General features: G+C 62.5%; 14 protein-coding genes. 2 read left to right on the plus strand and 12 right to left on the minus strand.

The window, feature by feature from the left end; genetic code table 11:
- From CATRI_RS06265 to gnd, 6 genes are read right to left on the minus strand one after another with little or no spacing between them, the layout of a single operon-like run.
- A complete protein-coding gene (locus CATRI_RS06265; protein ID WP_290220722.1) occupies positions 1–1377 on the minus strand; it encodes a hypothetical protein in 1377 nt (458 codons plus the stop codon).
- 32 nt (positions 1378–1409) lie between these two features.
- A complete protein-coding gene (locus CATRI_RS06270; RefSeq protein WP_290220723.1) occupies positions 1410–2270 on the minus strand; it encodes a 3-methyladenine DNA glycosylase in 861 nt (286 codons plus the stop codon).
- Complete coding sequence (locus CATRI_RS06275; protein WP_290220725.1) at positions 2257–3309, minus strand: hemolysin family protein; 1053 nt, start codon at positions 3307–3309, stop codon at positions 2257–2259. Before CATRI_RS06275 ends, CATRI_RS06270 begins: the two co-directional genes overlap by 14 nt.
- On the minus strand, positions 3306–4688 hold the full coding sequence (locus CATRI_RS06280) for a hemolysin family protein (RefSeq protein WP_290220727.1): 1383 nt from the start codon (positions 4686–4688) through the stop codon (positions 3306–3308). The genes CATRI_RS06275 and CATRI_RS06280 overlap by 4 nt, the downstream gene beginning before the upstream one ends.
- 23 nt (positions 4689–4711) lie before the next feature.
- Positions 4712–5989 (minus strand): DEAD/DEAH box helicase, encoded by a 1278-nt coding sequence (locus tag CATRI_RS06285; RefSeq protein WP_290220729.1) that lies wholly within the window; start codon positions 5987–5989, stop codon positions 4712–4714.
- 56 nt (positions 5990–6045) lie between these two features.
- Positions 6046–7509, minus strand: coding sequence for an NADP-dependent phosphogluconate dehydrogenase (gene gnd / locus CATRI_RS06290; protein WP_290220731.1), 1464 nt, complete (start codon positions 7507–7509; stop codon positions 6046–6048).
- A gap of 99 nt (positions 7510–7608) precedes the next feature.
- Between gnd and CATRI_RS06295 the strand changes: the two genes are divergently transcribed.
- On the plus strand, positions 7609–8070 hold the full coding sequence (locus tag CATRI_RS06295) for a PaaI family thioesterase (RefSeq protein ID WP_290220733.1): 462 nt from the start codon (positions 7609–7611) through the stop codon (positions 8068–8070).
- A gap of 237 nt (positions 8071–8307) precedes the next feature.
- Here the strand turns inward: CATRI_RS06295 and CATRI_RS06300 are convergent, their stop codons facing one another.
- Positions 8308–9357, minus strand: coding sequence for a magnesium and cobalt transport protein CorA (locus CATRI_RS06300; RefSeq protein WP_290220735.1), 1050 nt, complete (start codon positions 9355–9357; stop codon positions 8308–8310).
- Positions 9358–9451: 94 nt separating this feature from the next.
- Here CATRI_RS06300 and CATRI_RS06305 point away from each other — a divergent pair, with 94 nt between their 5' ends.
- The gene (locus CATRI_RS06305) at positions 9452–10039 is read left to right on the plus strand and encodes a class I SAM-dependent methyltransferase (RefSeq protein ID WP_290220737.1); all 588 of its coding nucleotides are present in this window, start codon (positions 9452–9454) and stop codon (positions 10037–10039) included.
- Between the two features lie 17 nt (positions 10040–10056).
- Here the strand turns inward: CATRI_RS06305 and CATRI_RS06310 are convergent, their stop codons facing one another.
- The 5 genes from CATRI_RS06310 to grcA2 all read right to left on the minus strand — a co-directional run bounded on the left by CATRI_RS06310 (position 10057) and on the right by grcA2 (position 14796).
- Positions 10057–11232 (minus strand): saccharopine dehydrogenase family protein, encoded by a 1176-nt coding sequence (locus CATRI_RS06310; RefSeq protein WP_290220739.1) that lies wholly within the window; start codon positions 11230–11232, stop codon positions 10057–10059.
- A gap of 23 nt (positions 11233–11255) precedes the next feature.
- The gene (locus tag CATRI_RS06315; protein WP_435384196.1) at positions 11256–12761 is read right to left on the minus strand and encodes a bifunctional hydroxymethylpyrimidine kinase/phosphomethylpyrimidine kinase; all 1506 of its coding nucleotides are present in this window, start codon (positions 12759–12761) and stop codon (positions 11256–11258) included.
- The gene (gene thiM, locus CATRI_RS06320; RefSeq protein ID WP_290220742.1) at positions 12713–13531 is read right to left on the minus strand and encodes a hydroxyethylthiazole kinase; all 819 of its coding nucleotides are present in this window, start codon (positions 13529–13531) and stop codon (positions 12713–12715) included. Before thiM ends, CATRI_RS06315 begins: the two co-directional genes overlap by 49 nt.
- A gap of 125 nt (positions 13532–13656) precedes the next feature.
- Entirely contained in the window at positions 13657–14535 is an 879-nt protein-coding gene (gene pflA / locus CATRI_RS06325; RefSeq protein WP_290220744.1) for a pyruvate formate-lyase-activating protein, read from the minus strand.
- A 9-nt stretch (positions 14536–14544) separates the two neighbouring features.
- Positions 14545–14796 carry an autonomous glycyl radical cofactor GrcA2 gene (gene grcA2 / locus CATRI_RS06330; protein ID WP_290220746.1) on the minus strand — a complete coding sequence of 84 codons (252 nt, stop codon included), beginning with the start codon at positions 14794–14796 and terminating at the stop codon, positions 14545–14547.
- Between the last annotated feature and the right edge of the window lie 6 nt (positions 14797–14802).

Raw genomic sequence — 14802 nt, forward strand, 5'->3', positions numbered from 1 at the left:
CTAGAGGCCGACTGCCTTCCGGATGGAGCTATCAAGCTGATCCGGCGAAGTGACCGTGGTGGTGGAGGTAGCCACACCAGTGACGGCCTGGTCGGCCTCGCCCGAACCGAGTTGGATGACATCCACTAGGACGTCCGCGCCTGCTACGGCACCGTAGAAGGCCTGAGTGAACGAAGCATCATCCATATCCTGATCGGTACCAGTGGTGACCAAGAGAATGCGGGTGGTCTTGCCGGCAGTGCGGGCGTGGTCCGCAGCGGCCCCGGCAGCAGCGACGAGCGCGGAGCGAGTCTGGGGAACCCCGCCGTAGCCGAAGCGCACGAGGGCATTCGCACCGGGTTCACCGCTGTCGGTGAAATTGACGTTGGCGCGCCAGCCCTTGGTCACCCCGGGGTTGAGCGGGGAAGAGTAGTTCCATACGCTGACCTGCTGCCCGTCGCTCCCCAAGTCGAGGGCGGTGGAGGACAAAGCCGCGGCAGTTTCTCCGAAGAAGGTAGCACCCGCGGCGGAGGAGGTATCGAGGAGGATGAGGGTGTCCGTGGGGGTCGAGGCGAGGGAAGTGGATGCGCCGTTGGAGCTCGGCGGGGTGTCCGTGCCGATGACCGCCCACGCAGCGGAACGATCGGGGAGATCGGAAGGCACTTCGGACTCGATGGAGCTGAAGTCGGCGAAGTGGGCGGCGGCGCGCGTCTGCTCCTCGGTGACCGACCCGGAGGGGTTGAGGACGTGGGCGATCTGGATGACCTCGGCGCCGTTAATGTCGACGGTGGAACCGATACTGCGATCCACCTCGTCGTTGGCGCCCACGGCGATGACTCCGGTGGCGTCGGTAATCGTGGCGTTGCGATCCCGCTCAATGAACTGCGGCGCGAGATCCTTGTCCAGAGCAGTCGCGACGGCGACTGCCGCGTCGGGGTCGGTGGCAACAGGGTAGGTGATGGAGGCTGGGTCAACGTTGCTCAGGTCGCCGCCGTCTGCGTTCCACAACTGAGAGGCCTCAATGGACACGGGGGTCGTGAGCGAAACAGTGCGGCTGCCCAAGGCTTGCACGGTACGGGGAGAGTCCGGAGCCAGATAGAGGGCGGCGGAGTCAACAGAATCTACCAGTTGGGCCTTGACACAGAAGTCGCGGACCACGGGGTTTGACTCGTTGTAAGCGTTCACCAACTCTTCGGCCTCCGGGCCCGCCGATGCGATGGGCAAGATGAGATCGCCGTCGATGCAGTCGCCAGAGGCGGCTACCTTCTCTACCTCATTGTTGTTGCGGGCGATAAACCACGTCACCAAAGAGATGACCAGGATGAGCGCCACAATGGCCGCCGCAATGAGCCCGCCGGAAAGGCGGTTGTTTGGTTGTCCATTGGAATGACGGCCCATGGATGTCTATCCTCACCTGAGACGAAAGGTATTTAAGTTCTCAGTGTATCGACTTCCGCAGCATCGATGATTGCGACAAGCCGGTCACGCAGGGGTTTTCCCCGCTCTGCCAGACCCCGTTGTCGGGCCACGTATTCGGCCTTTCCCTCCGGAGTTTCAATCGCTACCACTCCGAACCCATAGTCGCGGCAATCGTAGGGGGAGGCTTCCATGTCGAGAATGCGGGCGTCGACGGCTAGTTCAAAGGCCTCGAGCAAAACCTCGCCAGGGACAAGCGGGCCCAATTTAGATGCCCATTTGAACACATCCATCGTCGCATGCACGCAGCCAGCCTGGTCGAACTCGGGCTGATCCGCACGCTCCAACACCGCAATATTGAGCGATCGGGCAGGTGGGGTGAAGAATCGGAACGCATCAAAGTGCGTACACCGTATTTGGTGCTTTTCGACGACCGCGTCGCTTCCCGCTGCGCCCAGGCGCAGCGGAAGATCGTGGCGAGGGGCATCGCTGCGATAGACCATGGCCCATTCGTGGAGGCCAAAGCAGTCGAAGTGTGTCGGGTTGAGGTTTGTTCGCCGGAGGAGGTCGCGAATATATAGATAAGCGCCGCCGCGGCGGCGCCACAGGGCGGTGACGTCGACGGCGGTGGCCGGCGGGGCGTCGATAAGCAGGTAGTCCCGCATATCGATGTGCCCTTCCAGAGCGAGCCCGTGGCCGGGGTGCCAGCGGCGCAGATGCGCCGGACGGACCGGATAATACTCAAATAGGAAGTCAAATACCGGGTGCTTGACGTTGCGGCGTCGACGCTCCAGATGATCGCGAGTCAACGCCTCCGCGCGGGTGATGTGTGCTTCTTGCCGGGCGTGCCACGTGGCGGTATCAAGAATCCTCATGGGTCCAGTCGTTGACGGTGCCGACGTATTCTTCGATGAGGTCTTCCAAGGTGATGACTCCGATGAGCTCGCCACGCTCGCGGACCTGCGCCATGTGGGCGGAGCCGCGGTGGAGCTTGCGCAGAGCCTCATCCATGAGCCCCGAGCTGTCGACGATGGTGAGAGGCCGGATCTGCGAGCGGGGAATGACCTCGTCTTCCTGCGCGGATGCGAGACGATCGAGGACATCCTTGACGTGAATGTAACCAAGGAACGACCCGTCCTGGCCCGTCACCGGGAAGCGGGAGAACCCGGTCTCCACCACCGCGAGTTCCAGTTGCTTCAGGGTCGGACCCCGGCGCCCAAAGTCGAGGGTGCGGACATTATCCAGGGGAATCATGACTTCCTTGAGGCTGCGCTTTTCTGACCTTAGCGCCTTTGACAGCCGGAGGGTTTCCTCGGCGTCGAGCAGGCCTTCGGCGCGGGACTCCTTGATCATGAACGCGAGTTGGGCCTCATCGACCGTGGAATCCAGTTCGTCCTTTTGCTCGATGCCAAAGGCGCGGAGGGTGATCCGCGCGATCCAGTTCATGAACTCGATGAGCGGGCGAGTCAGGCGCACCCACCAAATCATGGCGGGCGCCAACCACATGGCGAGGGTCTCCGGGCCGGCAATGGCGATGTTCTTGGGCACCATCTCGCCAAAGAGAATATGGAGGAACGTGATAATGCCGAGAGCAATGACGAAAGAAATTGGGTGGAGGAGATTCTCCGGCATGCCGAGGGCAAGGAAAGGTTCCTCAATGAAATGCGCGACAGCCGGCTCAGCTACCTTGCCCAAGATCAGCGAACAGATCGTGATGCCGAATTGGGCGCCCGCCAACATGATGGACAAGTGCTCGGTGGCGTACAGCACCTTGCGCGCGGCGGGGCGACCCTGGGCAATGAGTGATTCGATGCGGTCACGCCGCGAGGAAATCAAGGCGAATTCGGCGGCCACGAAAAAGGCGTTGGCGGACAAAAGCCCGACGATGAGGAGGATGGTGGTGAAGATGCTCATGCGTGGAACTCCTTGGCTTCCTCATCGGTCACTGGGGTGATAATGACTTTGTCTACCCGGCGGTCCTCCATGACCGTAACGCGGGCAATCCATCGGCCGTCGTAGCCCGTCTCAAACTCAGCGCGAGCGGGATTATCGGCCTCCGGGAGGAGGACCAGGTCGCCCACCCGAGGAATCCGCCCCAGCGTGGTCATGAACAAGCCACCAAGGGTTTCATAGGGCCCATCCGGGGCGGTGTAGCCGACGCGCTGGGTCAGCTCGTCAATGCGAACCAGGCCCGAGACCTCCCAGGAGGAGCCGAAGGCCTGGAAGTCACGTTCGGCCTCCGCGTCGTCGTGTTCGTCGTAGACCTCTCCGAGGATTTCCTCGACAACGTCTTCGATGGTGACCAACCCGGCGGTGCCCCCGTATTCATCGGCGACGAGGACGACCTGGGAGCCCGCGGAACGCACGGCGTTGAGGACAGCGTCGCCATCAAGCGTGTCGGGGACAATAGGCACCGCACGGCACAGCGAGCCGACCGTCGTGGTTGAACGCAACTCCCGGGGGACGGAAAAGGCATCCTTGACGTGGACCACACCAGCCGTGTCGTCGAGATCGCCGCGGACCACCGGGAAGCGGGAGTGCCCAGACTCCAGGGCCAAGGCGATGAGGTCGTCGACAGTATCGTCCACCCCCAGGGAATCGATAGTGGAGCGGGGGGTCATGAACTCGGTGGCAATGGCATCACCAAACTGCAAGGACCGATCAATGACCTCCGCCGTGTCAATGTCGAGGCCCCCGTGCTCGGCGGAGTTGCGTACCAACGTACCGAGCTCTTGGGAGGAACGAGCGGAGGCCAGTTCGTCCGCGGGCTCGAAACCGAGCTTGCGGACGATGAAATTAGCCGAGCGATTCATGGCCACGATAAACCATTTAAACACCACGTTAAAGGCATTAACCGGGTGGACAACGACGCGCGCGGTATGCAGCGGCTGGGTGATCGCGATGTTCTTAGGCACCAACTCACCGAAGACCATGGACAAGAACGTGGCGACGATAAGCGCCAACACCAACGCGACGGCCGATGATGAGGCCTCGGTTAGGCCCACCAGCTCCAGCAGGGGAGTGAAGTAGCGGGCGAGGATCGGCTCCGCCAGGAAACCCGTCGCCAGCGTGGTCACGGTGATGCCCAGCTGGGCCCCCGACAAGACAAATGAGAGGTTGCCGTAGTCGCGTTGGACAGCCAGGGCGCTGCGGTCGCCCTTATCGCGAGCGTGGTTGTCCACCGTGGAACGTTCCATGCCGGTGAGGGCGAATTCAATGGCGACAAACAAGCCGGTCGACGCCGTGAGCGCCACGAACCCTAGAAGGGAGAGGATGCTGAGGAATATGTCCATGGAGGTCTATCTCGTCAGGGAATTTAGGAGGATCGGCGACTACGATTGCCGTGGCCTTGCGGCCGACCGCCACGCTGCTTCGGGGCCGAGCCGCGACGTCGGGGCTGCTGCTGGCCCACTGGGAGCAATGATTTGCCTGACGGCGTGCGCGCGCCGGTGATCTTGGCCAACACATCCGCATCCGCGGTGACCGAGATCTCCTTCGCCTTCACGCCCGCCTTGCGCATGAGGGCTTCGACTTCCTTACGCTGCTCATCCATCACCAGGGTGACCACGGTTCCGGAGGTACCAGCGCGCGCCGTGCGTCCCGCCCGGTGGAGGTAGGCCTTGTGCTCGGCGGGAGGGTCCACGTGGACGACCAACGAGACATCATCGATGTCGATACCGCGGGCAGCGATATCAGTTGCCACGAGGACGGGAACAGAGCCATCGGCGAAGCCGACGAGTGCGTTGGTGCGGGTCGACTGCCCCTTATCGCCGTGCAAGCCGGCGGCATTGATGCCGACGCGTCGGAGCTTCTTCACCAACCGATCAACACCGTGCTTCGTCCGCATGAACATGATCGTCTTGCCCTCGCGAGCGGCGATGCGTTCGATGACACTATGACGGGAATCCCGGTCGCCGACAAGCAAGCGGAAATGAGTCATGGTGTCCACACTGGCGGAGACCGGTGCGGTCGAGTGAGTGACCGGGTCGTGCATGTAGCGATCGATGAGCTTTTGCACATCGCCGTCCAGTGTTGCGGAGAAAAGCAAGCGCTGCCCATTCTTCGGCGTGCGATCCATGAGGCGACGTACCTGGGGGAGAAAACCCATGTCGGCCATCTGGTCGGCCTCGTCGAGCGCGGCCACGGCAACCTCGTCGAAGAAGAGCTTGCCCTGATCGAGGAGATCCTGTGCGCGACCCGGGGTGGCCACGAGCAGATCCACCGGAGAAGCCAGGGAACGAATGTGCCGATTGATGTTGACACCGCCGACGACGTCGAGCACCCGCAGTCCCAGGGCAGCGGCGGGCTCCTCCAGGCGCTCGCGGACCTGAGCGGCCAACTCGCGCGTCGGGGTAAGCACGATGGCGCGCGGGTGACCGGGGCGAGAAGCCCCTGACTCTGAGAGACGAGTGAGCATGGGCAGGCCGAAGGTGAAGGTCTTGCCCGAGCCGGTGGGTCCACGGCCAAGGACATCCCGCCCAGCCAGGGCATCGGGGATAGCCGCTTCCTGGATGGGGAAAGGCTCGGTGATGCCCTGCCGCTGAAGTTCTCTCACGATGGGAAGGGGCAGGCCGAGGTCCTTGAATGTGGTCATTGGCTTCACTGTAGTACCTGGCCGCCCAATATTCGGTATCCCAAACCTATGTGGGTCTAGGTGAGGATTTCCGTGCGATCGCCCGACCACAAGGTGTGGAAGGCACCCGGCTTATCCACGCGGCCGTAGGTGTGAGCACCGAAGAAGTCACGCTGCGCCTGGATGAGGGCGGCGGGCAGACGCTTGGCCCGCAGGCTGTCGTAGTAGGACAACGAGGAGGCGAAGACCGGAACCGGCAGTCCGAGTTGGGTAGCCACGACGATGACGCGCCGCCACGAGTCGATCAAGCCCTCAAGCTCACCCGTGAAGTAGGGGTCAAGCAACAGCGACGGCAATGCCGGATTGCGGTCGTAGGCTTCGACGATGCGGTTGAGGAACTTGGCTCGGATAATGCAACCGCCGCGCCAAATGGTCGCCAGGTCGCGGGGGTCTACGTCCCAGTCGTGCTCGTCGGAGCCAGCCTTGATCTCATCGAAACCCTGGGCGTAGGCGACGAACTTCGAGGCGTAGAGGGCGCGGCGGACGTCCTCAACGAACTGTTCCTTATCTATCCCCATGGACTCGAAGGTGGCCAGTTCCCCGGAAGGGAGCACGCCTTGCGCCGCGGCGCGCTGATCGAGGGACGAGGACAGTGCGCGGGCGAACACGGCCTCGCCGATGGCGGTGACGGGGATACCCAGGTCGAGGGCCTCCTTGACGGTCCATCGACCTGTGCCCTTTTGACCGGCGGCGTCCACGACGACGTCGACAAGCGGCTTTCCGGTTTCGGCATCGACCTGCTTGAGTACCTCAGCGGTGATCTCAATGAGGTAGGACTCCAGCTCACCCTTGTTCCAGGTGGAGAAGATCTCCGACAACTGGGCGGGTTCGATGCCAGCGGCGTAGCGGAGGAGCTGGTAGGCCTCGCCGATGACCTGCATGTCGGCGTATTCGATGCCGTTGTGCACCATCTTGACGTAATGGCCGGCACCGTCCGGGCCGATGTGGGTCACGCACGGGGTGCCATCGACGTTGGCGGCGATGGATTCCAGCAGCGGGCCGAGGGTCTCCCAGGACTCAATCGGGCCACCGGGCATGATGGAGGGTCCGGTGAGGGCACCTTCCTCGCCGCCCGAGATGCCCGCGCCGACGAAGTGACGGTTGCGCTCTGCCATCTCCTTCTCACGCCGGATGGTGTCGGTGTACAGCGCGTTTCCGCCATCAATGATGATGTCGCCGTCGTCCATGGCATCGGCGAGCTGGTTGATCACAGCGTCAGTCGCCGGGCCGGCCTGAACCATGATGATGGCCTTGCGGGGGCGTTCGAGGGAAGCAACAAAATCCTCGATGGTCTCGGAGGGAATGAAGTTGCCTTCGTCGCCGTGCTCTGCGATGAGAGCCCGGGTCTTTTCCGGACTGCGATTAAAAACCGCGACGGTGTGCCCCTTGTGGGCGAAGTTGCGGGCGAGGTTGGAACCCATAACAGCGAGGCCGACGACACCGATCTGGGCGAGTGATTCGGGTGATTCAGGAGTGCTCATGGTTGCTCACTTTACGCGCCGACCCGCTGTGAGGTAACTGGAGAGGACGATTCACCGCCGATCGGTCGTCGCCCAGCTGCGCCGCTAAGCTCGGTGGCCATGACGAGCTCACAGGAATTCAGCTACACAGACCTCTTCCGTTTGAAGGGCACCGGGCGCTCATTGGATGCGGCCATGCTCGAGGTAGTCAACGCCCAGAAGGGTGGACTCGATGCCCACCTCGGGGTGCGCTACACCCAGATCGCCGACGGACGTGTCCGGGCAACCCTCGACGTCGGCGAGCATCTGCTCCAGCCTGCTGGCTTGGTCAACGGTGGAGTGTTCTGTGCCCTCGCCGAGTCCGTTGGAAGTTTAGCTGGATTGGTCTCAGCTGGCGCACCAGTGGTGGGTGTAAATAATTCAACAGACTTTATCGACGCCGTCCGCACAGGGTCCATCGATGCAAAGGCAACACCAATCCAACTGGGTGGACGCACCCAATTGTGGGAAGTGCTGATGATGAACCAGGGTCGGCTAGTGGCTCGTTCGACGCTGCGGACGATGGTGTTGCGTGGCTCCTGAACGGCTAGTTTGCAAACCTGTAAATAGATACAAGTGACGAATCAATGTGGCTGGACAGTTAATATCGCTAGACGTTCGCCGGAGAATGTTACGGTAGGCCCGGAACGGGGGAACGTATAGGTATACAACAGCCACGGCGCCACCGGGGAGAGTTGTGCTGTTCCCCGGATTAAGTGAGTCATCCCGACTTAATGTATCGATATATCGCGGTCAAGGTGACGAATGTGTACAAGTGGCTTATAGCCAGTCGTTGCGCCGGAACCAATAGAAGGCGATGACCATGAACGCCAAGATGACACCGAGGACTATGTAGTAGCCGTACTCCCACTTCAGCTCGGGCATGTTCTCAAAGTTCATGCCGTAAATCCCGGCGATGAGGGTGGGGCCGGCGGCCATACCAACAACTGCGGAGATGGTGCGCATATCGGTGTTTTGCTGCATGGTTATCTTGGCCACCGAAGCGTCGATGAGGGCGGAAAGGCGCTCATCGTAGCCCCCAATCTGGTCTTTAACGCTGAGTTCGTGGTCGAGGATATCGCGGAAGTAGCTGCGCACTTGCTTAGGCAACAGGTCCTTGTTGTCGGTGATAAGCATTCTCAAAGCGGGGCCCAGCGGGTCCGTCGAATGCCGCATCTCTAGGATTTCTCGCTTGTACCAGTAGATCTGCTCGACGTTGAAGCGGGAGCCGGGGGTGAACACTTCCTCTTCCAGCGCGTCGACTTCCACGCCGAGGAGGTCGGAAATGCGACTGTATTCGTCGACAAGGTAGTCGGCGGCGCGCCACGCCAGCGTGGAGGGGCCGAGGGCGTAGATCTCGGGGTCGTCGATAAGGATGTCGGACAAGTCAGGGAGTTTAGCGCTGTGGCGGACGGTAATGATGAAGTCCTTTCCGATGAGGATTTGGACTTCACCGGTTTCGATGATTTCACGGGAGTCTCTGACCTTTTCCTCCTCGGAGTAGCGGATGGAGCGCACGACCATGAACAACTGGTCGTCGTAACGCTCAACCTTCGGCCGCTGATGGGCTGTGACGGCATCCTCGACGATGAGGGGATGGATCCCAAATTCCTCCGCCACGCGCTCCATCTGGGCCTCGTCCGGCTCGTGCAGACCGAGCCAGACGAACCCGCCCGGGTGTTCCTTCGCCTCCGTAAGCGCCGAGGAGGGGACGTACTCGCCGGGGAGCCTGCGTCCGTCGACGAAGACCCGACAGTGGTCAATGGCCCGCTCGACGGGCACCCGGAGGCGGGAACCGGGCGATTTGGGCGAGGGAGGCGACGGTGCCATAGCGCGGGTGTCTCCTTGGTCGGCATTGCGGAGGGGTCAACCGCCTTAGATTACCCGCCCCGTCTAGCGGAAGTCGCGAACCTATACTGATTCCATGCGCACGTGGAGAGAGATAACGAACGCCAACCCCTCGCATTCGGAAAACTACGCGCGGCGGTGGCGTTCCTTAGTTGCCGAAGGGCAAGACATTAACGGGGAAGCACGGCTTATCGACGCCCTCGTACCCCGCCAGGCGCGCATTCTCGACGCTGGCTGCGGCACTGGCCGAGTGGGCGGCTACCTGGCAGCCCACGGCCATGACGTTGTGGGCACCGATATCGACCCGCTCCTCATCGACTACGCCCGCCGCGACTACCCCAACGCCCGCTGGGAGGTAGGTGACCTCAGTGCCGACCCGATTCCGGAGGGCGGCTTCGATCTAGCTGTCTCGGCGGGCAACGTCATGGGATTCCTTGCTCCAGCAGGTCGCCGCGATGCCCTCGTGCACCTTACCCAGGCTCTCAAACCGGGCGGTCGCCTGGTTGTCGGTTTTGGTGCAGGCCGTGGCTGGGGCTTTGACGATTTCCTTGAGACTGCCAGCTCGGTCGGACTCAAGGCGGAGAACGTTTTTGAATCCTGGGAACTAGATCCCTTCGACGAAGAGTCGACGTTCCTCGTCGCGATCTTGCGGGCCGGGGAGTAGCGATCGAAACCCTTGACCTAGGAACCATCACCCTCCAGCGTGAAGCTCATCCCACCGGCCTCCAGCCGATCCACGTACGGTGCGCGGAGGGCCGTCGCGGGGGTGAGCAATCCGCCCGATCCTCCGGGGTTGTGGAGTAGCGTCAGCGCTGCTTGACTCAGCATCATTGCGGTGACCTCGTATCCAGGGTCACCCAGAGCGGAGATGGTGCAGGTGACTCGCCGGCCGGACTCGGTGAATCCGACGTGCCGGACGGTGAAACGGCCCTTCTTCCGGTCCATTTCGGAGGGGCCTTCTCCAGGGCTGGGAATCCAGCGTTGGGCGAATTTTTGCTGGACGACCCAGAACAGTCCGGCGGTGATTCCTGCAAGTCCGTACGCCCGGATTCGCCCCCATAGTCCCCGGCCGGTCGCCCATCGCTCGTGGTAGCGGAAGGAGCCGTAGGCGTGCTCGCGGAGAGAGTTGGAGCGGCGGACGATGCGGGTGTTGAACATGGACATGAAAAATGGACCGGACCAGCGGCCGTCGGCAAGCTTGGTTACGTCGAAGTCTTTCTCCAGTCCGTCGATGCGAGGCTCGGCGGAAGGGACGGGGGAGAGGGTGTAGGGGTTGTGGAGCAATCGAGCTTTTTCTCGATCCGTTCGGGCCTGGGCGGAGACGGCGCGCATGGAATCGATAGTGCCGCCGGAAATTCCGCCTTTGAGTTCCTCGACCACCATGGTGACCTCGCGGAACGGCTCCCCGGCGTAGCGATGCAGGGCGAACACTCCCATGTCGGAGGGAACCGAGTCGAAGCCGCAGGAGGAAACAATTCGAGCGCCACTGCCGTGTGCAACTGCGTGGTATTTATCGATCATGTCGCGGATGAACAGGGCTTCGCCGCAGAGGTCGACGTAGTCGGTGCCAGCCTGAGCGCAAGCCCGCACTAGTTGTTCGCCCAGGCGGGTGTACGGTCCGACGCAAGAGATCACGACGGAGGTACGCGCCGCGAGCCTGGACATGTCGGCGGCATCGTGAGCATCGACGGTAATGATCTCCCAATCCTTACCAAGCTCGTCCCTCACCGCCTCGAGCTTGGCCGCATCGCGGCCAGAAAGGGCCACCCGCACGTCAGGGACCGTCGCCAAGTAGTGGGCGGTGAGCCGGCCGACGAACCCGGTGGCCCCATGGACAACGATATCGATATCAGTCATGCGCTCCAGCCTAGAGCTATCGGCTACCAAGCCCGATCTGCCTGGGCGAAAAACTCCCGCTCGTGGGTGCAAGCAGTCAGATAGGCGCGGGTCGCGGCCTCGCGTTGCTGGTCGCTCGCCCGCGACAGCATCCTTTCCACGTGGGCGATGGTGTCGATGGTGCCCTGAAGGAACACCTCGCTGCCAAACGTGGCTGTCCAGGGGTTGGTCGCACGCTGCTCGGCCTTGAGGTCGAGGGCGATTTCGGCGGTGAGCCAGTAGCGGGGTAGGCCAGCGGCGGCCCGGACAACCTCGTCGTCGACGGCGTTGGTGGCGATGAGGAAGTCCGCGTAGGCCATCGTGACGGGGGAGGGGGCGGACGTGGCCGACCAGCCGAGCTGAAGCCCGCGGCCGGGGGCTGCGAGCGTGGCCAGTGCGCGGCAGTAGCGGTCCGAAAACTGGGAGTGCTGGTCACCGTAGAAGTCGAAATCCTCGGCAGGTAGCGTTCCTGAGCGCAGGCCCCGGATGAAGGGCAGCTCCATGATTTCTGACCATACGTCGCCGGTCAGCCCCCACAGCTTGTTGGTGAAGGGCCCGGCGGGCGTCAGGCGCGGGGCAGGGGCCGGACGAGACGGCAGATGTACATATAAGTGTGGCCAAGGGGCGGTAGACGCCGCATCCGCTAATCGACGCCCGCGGTGCCCATGGTCCACCGGACCACGTCCGCTGCCGACGTCGAGGGCGTCGGCATGCATGATGGCTTCGTGGAGCCAGCGAGTCGACCAGGCCACGGCCTGCTCGACGCCGTTGCCAGCCCCGATCCGCGTTGCCACAGCGGAGGAGAGGGAGCAGCCGGTGCCGTGGGTGTTCTTGGTATCCACGCGAGGGCTGGGCACCCGGTGAACGTCTCCGGAGGGATGCACGACGGCGTTATCGGCGAGGGGACCGGACAGGTGACCACCCTTCACGATGATCACCGTCCCCGAAGTCCGGGCGAGATCAGCGGCCTGCGCCACCGCGTCGTCGAAGGTCTCGGCTGGGTCCAGTTCCACGAGCACCGCCAGTTCCTGGAGATTCGGGGTAACAACGTCGACGTCGGCGACGAGCGCACGCACTGCCTCCTCGGCGGCTTCGTCGAGGAGTCGGTCGCCCGAGCTGGCCACCATCACCGGATCGAGAATGACGGGCCCGTGCCCGAATCGCCGCAGGGCGGCGCGGACGGTCTCGACCGTCTGGGCGTCGCCAAGCATTCCCACCTTGATCGCGTCGACGGTGACATCAGTGAACACCGCCTCCAGCTGATCAGCCAGGAATGCCGGAGGGGGAGTGAACACCGAGCGGACCCCGCGGGTGTTTTGAGACACGAGGGCTGTGACCACTGCCATCCCGTAGCCACCGGCCGCCATGATGGCCTTGAGGTCAGCCTGGATACCGGCGCCTCCGGTGGGATCGGTGCCAGCTATGGAAAGTATGCGGGGAATGAGGATTCTGTCGGGCACGGTCACTGCGTGTCCTCGACGTTTACGAGGTCTTGGACCAAATCCGGGCAGACTTCATCGAGAGCATCCAGCCAGGCGACGCGAAAGCTTCCCGGCGACATCGCCTTGCGAGCCGCGATCTGGGCGGCGGCACCAACATGCGCGTGGGCAGCAATCACCGCAGAATGCGGGTCGGCACCAGGGATAGCAAGGTATGCGGCGGTGAGCGCGCCCAAGGAGCACCCGGTGCCCGCGATCCGCTGGAGGAGGCCGCTTCCGCTAGTGACCCAACTCGACTTTGAAGGGGACACGATGAGGTCGACCGGACCAGAGATCGCGACCACTCCGCTAATGCGTTCAGCGAGTTGATGGGCAGCGTTCAAGGCCCCAGGGACGTCATGCAGCGAGGCTGTGCCCTTCCCGGAGACCTTCTCACCGGCCAGCGCCCGGATTTCCGAGGCATTCCCGCGGATAGCTGTCGGACGACTGTCTAGGACTGACAGCAGGAAGTCGGTGCGATAGGTTGAGGCACCAATTCCGACCGGGTCCAGGACCCATGGCTTGCCACGTTCATTCGCTACCGCAATCGCGTCGAGCATCGCTCCAGAGCTCTCCCGGGAGGGGGTACCAGAGTTGATGAGGACCGCATCCGCCTTCGCCGCAATCTCCCCCGCCTCGAGTGGCGAGTCCGCCATGACTGGACATGCCCCTGCGGCCAGCAGGACGTTCGCAGTGATCTCCTGAGCCACAGTATTGGTCAGGCACTGCACGAGCGGAGCGTGCTCGCGCAATGACGCAACAAGGGCCGAAAAACTAGAGGTAGAGAGGCCAGCGGGGGCCATGACGATCCCTTCGCAAGTGCAAGTTAGTGCAGGTTCAACGAGTCTGATTTCTGCGCGGTCGTGATGCGCACCCCATGTCAACTGCAACTACGGTAGCAGAGCGAAAGGCTATTCCAATCAAAAAATCAGAACGTTTCCATCCCCCGGGATCGGAAGACCTCGCGCACCTGGTTGACCGACTCTGGGGTCGGCGGCCGGACGTCCGCGAGCTCATAGTTCAAGCCCAATTCTCGCCACTTATCTACGCCCATGTTGTGGAAGGGGAGAACTTCCACCCGCTCGACATTGGGCCAGTGAGAGACGATGTCGGCCACGCTGGCGACATTTGCAGGATCATCCGTCAAGCCTGGAACGAGAACGAAGCGCACCCATACCGGCTTCCCTAGGGCTGATAGCCGATCACCGAACTCGAGAGTTGGTTGCAATTCCCGGCTAGTGACACGCTTATAGGTGTCCGGGTCACCGGATTTAACGTCCAGCAGAACGAGGTCGATATTGTCCAGGTCCTCGTCACTCAGGCGGGAACCCAGGAAGCCGGAAGTGTCGATCGCGGTGTGGATACCGGCCGCGTGGACATCAGCCAACACTCGGCGAGTAAAGGCGATCTGGAAAAGAGGCTCGCCCCCGGAGATGGTCAGCCCGCCGTGGGAGGCCTGGAAGACCCGCTTATATCGGGTGATGCGCTTGACCACGTCCTCCACCTTTTCCAAGGTGCCCGTGCGCATCTCCATTGTGTCTGGGTTGTGGCAATACAGGCAGCGCAACGGGCATCCGCTGAGGAACAATGTCATGCGTGTGCCGGGCCCATCGACTGCGGTGACCATCTCCCAGGAGTGCACCAGGGCGACATCGCCAGTGTGGCGGGCCGCCATGAGTTCCGGGCGAGTCAAATCTTCCGCCAGGTCGGGGGAGTCGCCCAAGCCGCCTGCTACGCCACGGACCCGTTCGCCCACCTCCGGCTCGAGGTGGACGACTCCCGTGACCCCGTCCGAACTGTGGGCCATCGAAACTACTTAGGCTCCGTGGTGGAACGTGCGGGAGATAATGTCGCGCTGCTGTTCCTCAGTGAGCTTGACAAAGTTCACGGCGTAGCCGGACACACGAACGGTGAGGTTCGGGTACTCCTCCGGGTGAGCCATGGCGTCGTGGAGAGTCGACTCATCCAGGACATTGATGTTGGCGTGGTAGAGACCGGACTCCATGTTGCGCTCGGAGCGGTTGGCCTTCATGTCGTTGAGGCGTTCTTCGTAGGTCTTGGTGGACATCGGGGA

The sequence above is a fragment of the Corynebacterium atrinae genome, from assembly GCF_030408455.1.
Classification (GTDB): domain Bacteria; phylum Actinomycetota; class Actinomycetes; order Mycobacteriales; family Mycobacteriaceae; genus Corynebacterium; species Corynebacterium atrinae.

Coding starts and splice junctions, on each gene's coding strand:
- CATRI_RS06265 (WP_290220722.1), bottom strand. CDS start 1,377: ATGGGCCGTCATTCCAATGGACAACCAAACAACCGCCTTTCCGGCGGG.
- CATRI_RS06270 (WP_290220723.1), bottom strand. CDS start 2,270: ATGAGGATTCTTGATACCGCCACGTGGCACGCCCGGCAAGAAGCACAC.
- CATRI_RS06275 (WP_290220725.1), bottom strand. CDS start 3,309: ATGAGCATCTTCACCACCATCCTCCTCATCGTCGGGCTTTTGTCCGCC.
- CATRI_RS06280 (WP_290220727.1), bottom strand. CDS start 4,688: ATGGACATATTCCTCAGCATCCTCTCCCTTCTAGGGTTCGTGGCGCTC.
- CATRI_RS06285 (WP_290220729.1), bottom strand. CDS start 5,989: ATGACCACATTCAAGGACCTCGGCCTGCCCCTTCCCATCGTGAGAGAA.
- gnd (WP_290220731.1), bottom strand. CDS start 7,509: ATGAGCACTCCTGAATCACCCGAATCACTCGCCCAGATCGGTGTCGTC.
- CATRI_RS06295 (WP_290220733.1), top strand. CDS start 7,609: ATGACGAGCTCACAGGAATTCAGCTACACAGACCTCTTCCGTTTGAAG.
- CATRI_RS06300 (WP_290220735.1), bottom strand. CDS start 9,357: ATGGCACCGTCGCCTCCCTCGCCCAAATCGCCCGGTTCCCGCCTCCGG.
- CATRI_RS06305 (WP_290220737.1), top strand. CDS start 9,452: ATGCGCACGTGGAGAGAGATAACGAACGCCAACCCCTCGCATTCGGAA.
- CATRI_RS06310 (WP_290220739.1), bottom strand. CDS start 11,232: ATGACTGATATCGATATCGTTGTCCATGGGGCCACCGGGTTCGTCGGC.
- thiM (WP_290220742.1), bottom strand. CDS start 13,531: ATGGCCCCCGCTGGCCTCTCTACCTCTAGTTTTTCGGCCCTTGTTGCG.
- pflA (WP_290220744.1), bottom strand. CDS start 14,535: ATGGCCCACAGTTCGGACGGGGTCACGGGAGTCGTCCACCTCGAGCCG.
- grcA2 (WP_290220746.1), bottom strand. CDS start 14,796: ATGTCCACCAAGACCTACGAAGAACGCCTCAACGACATGAAGGCCAAC.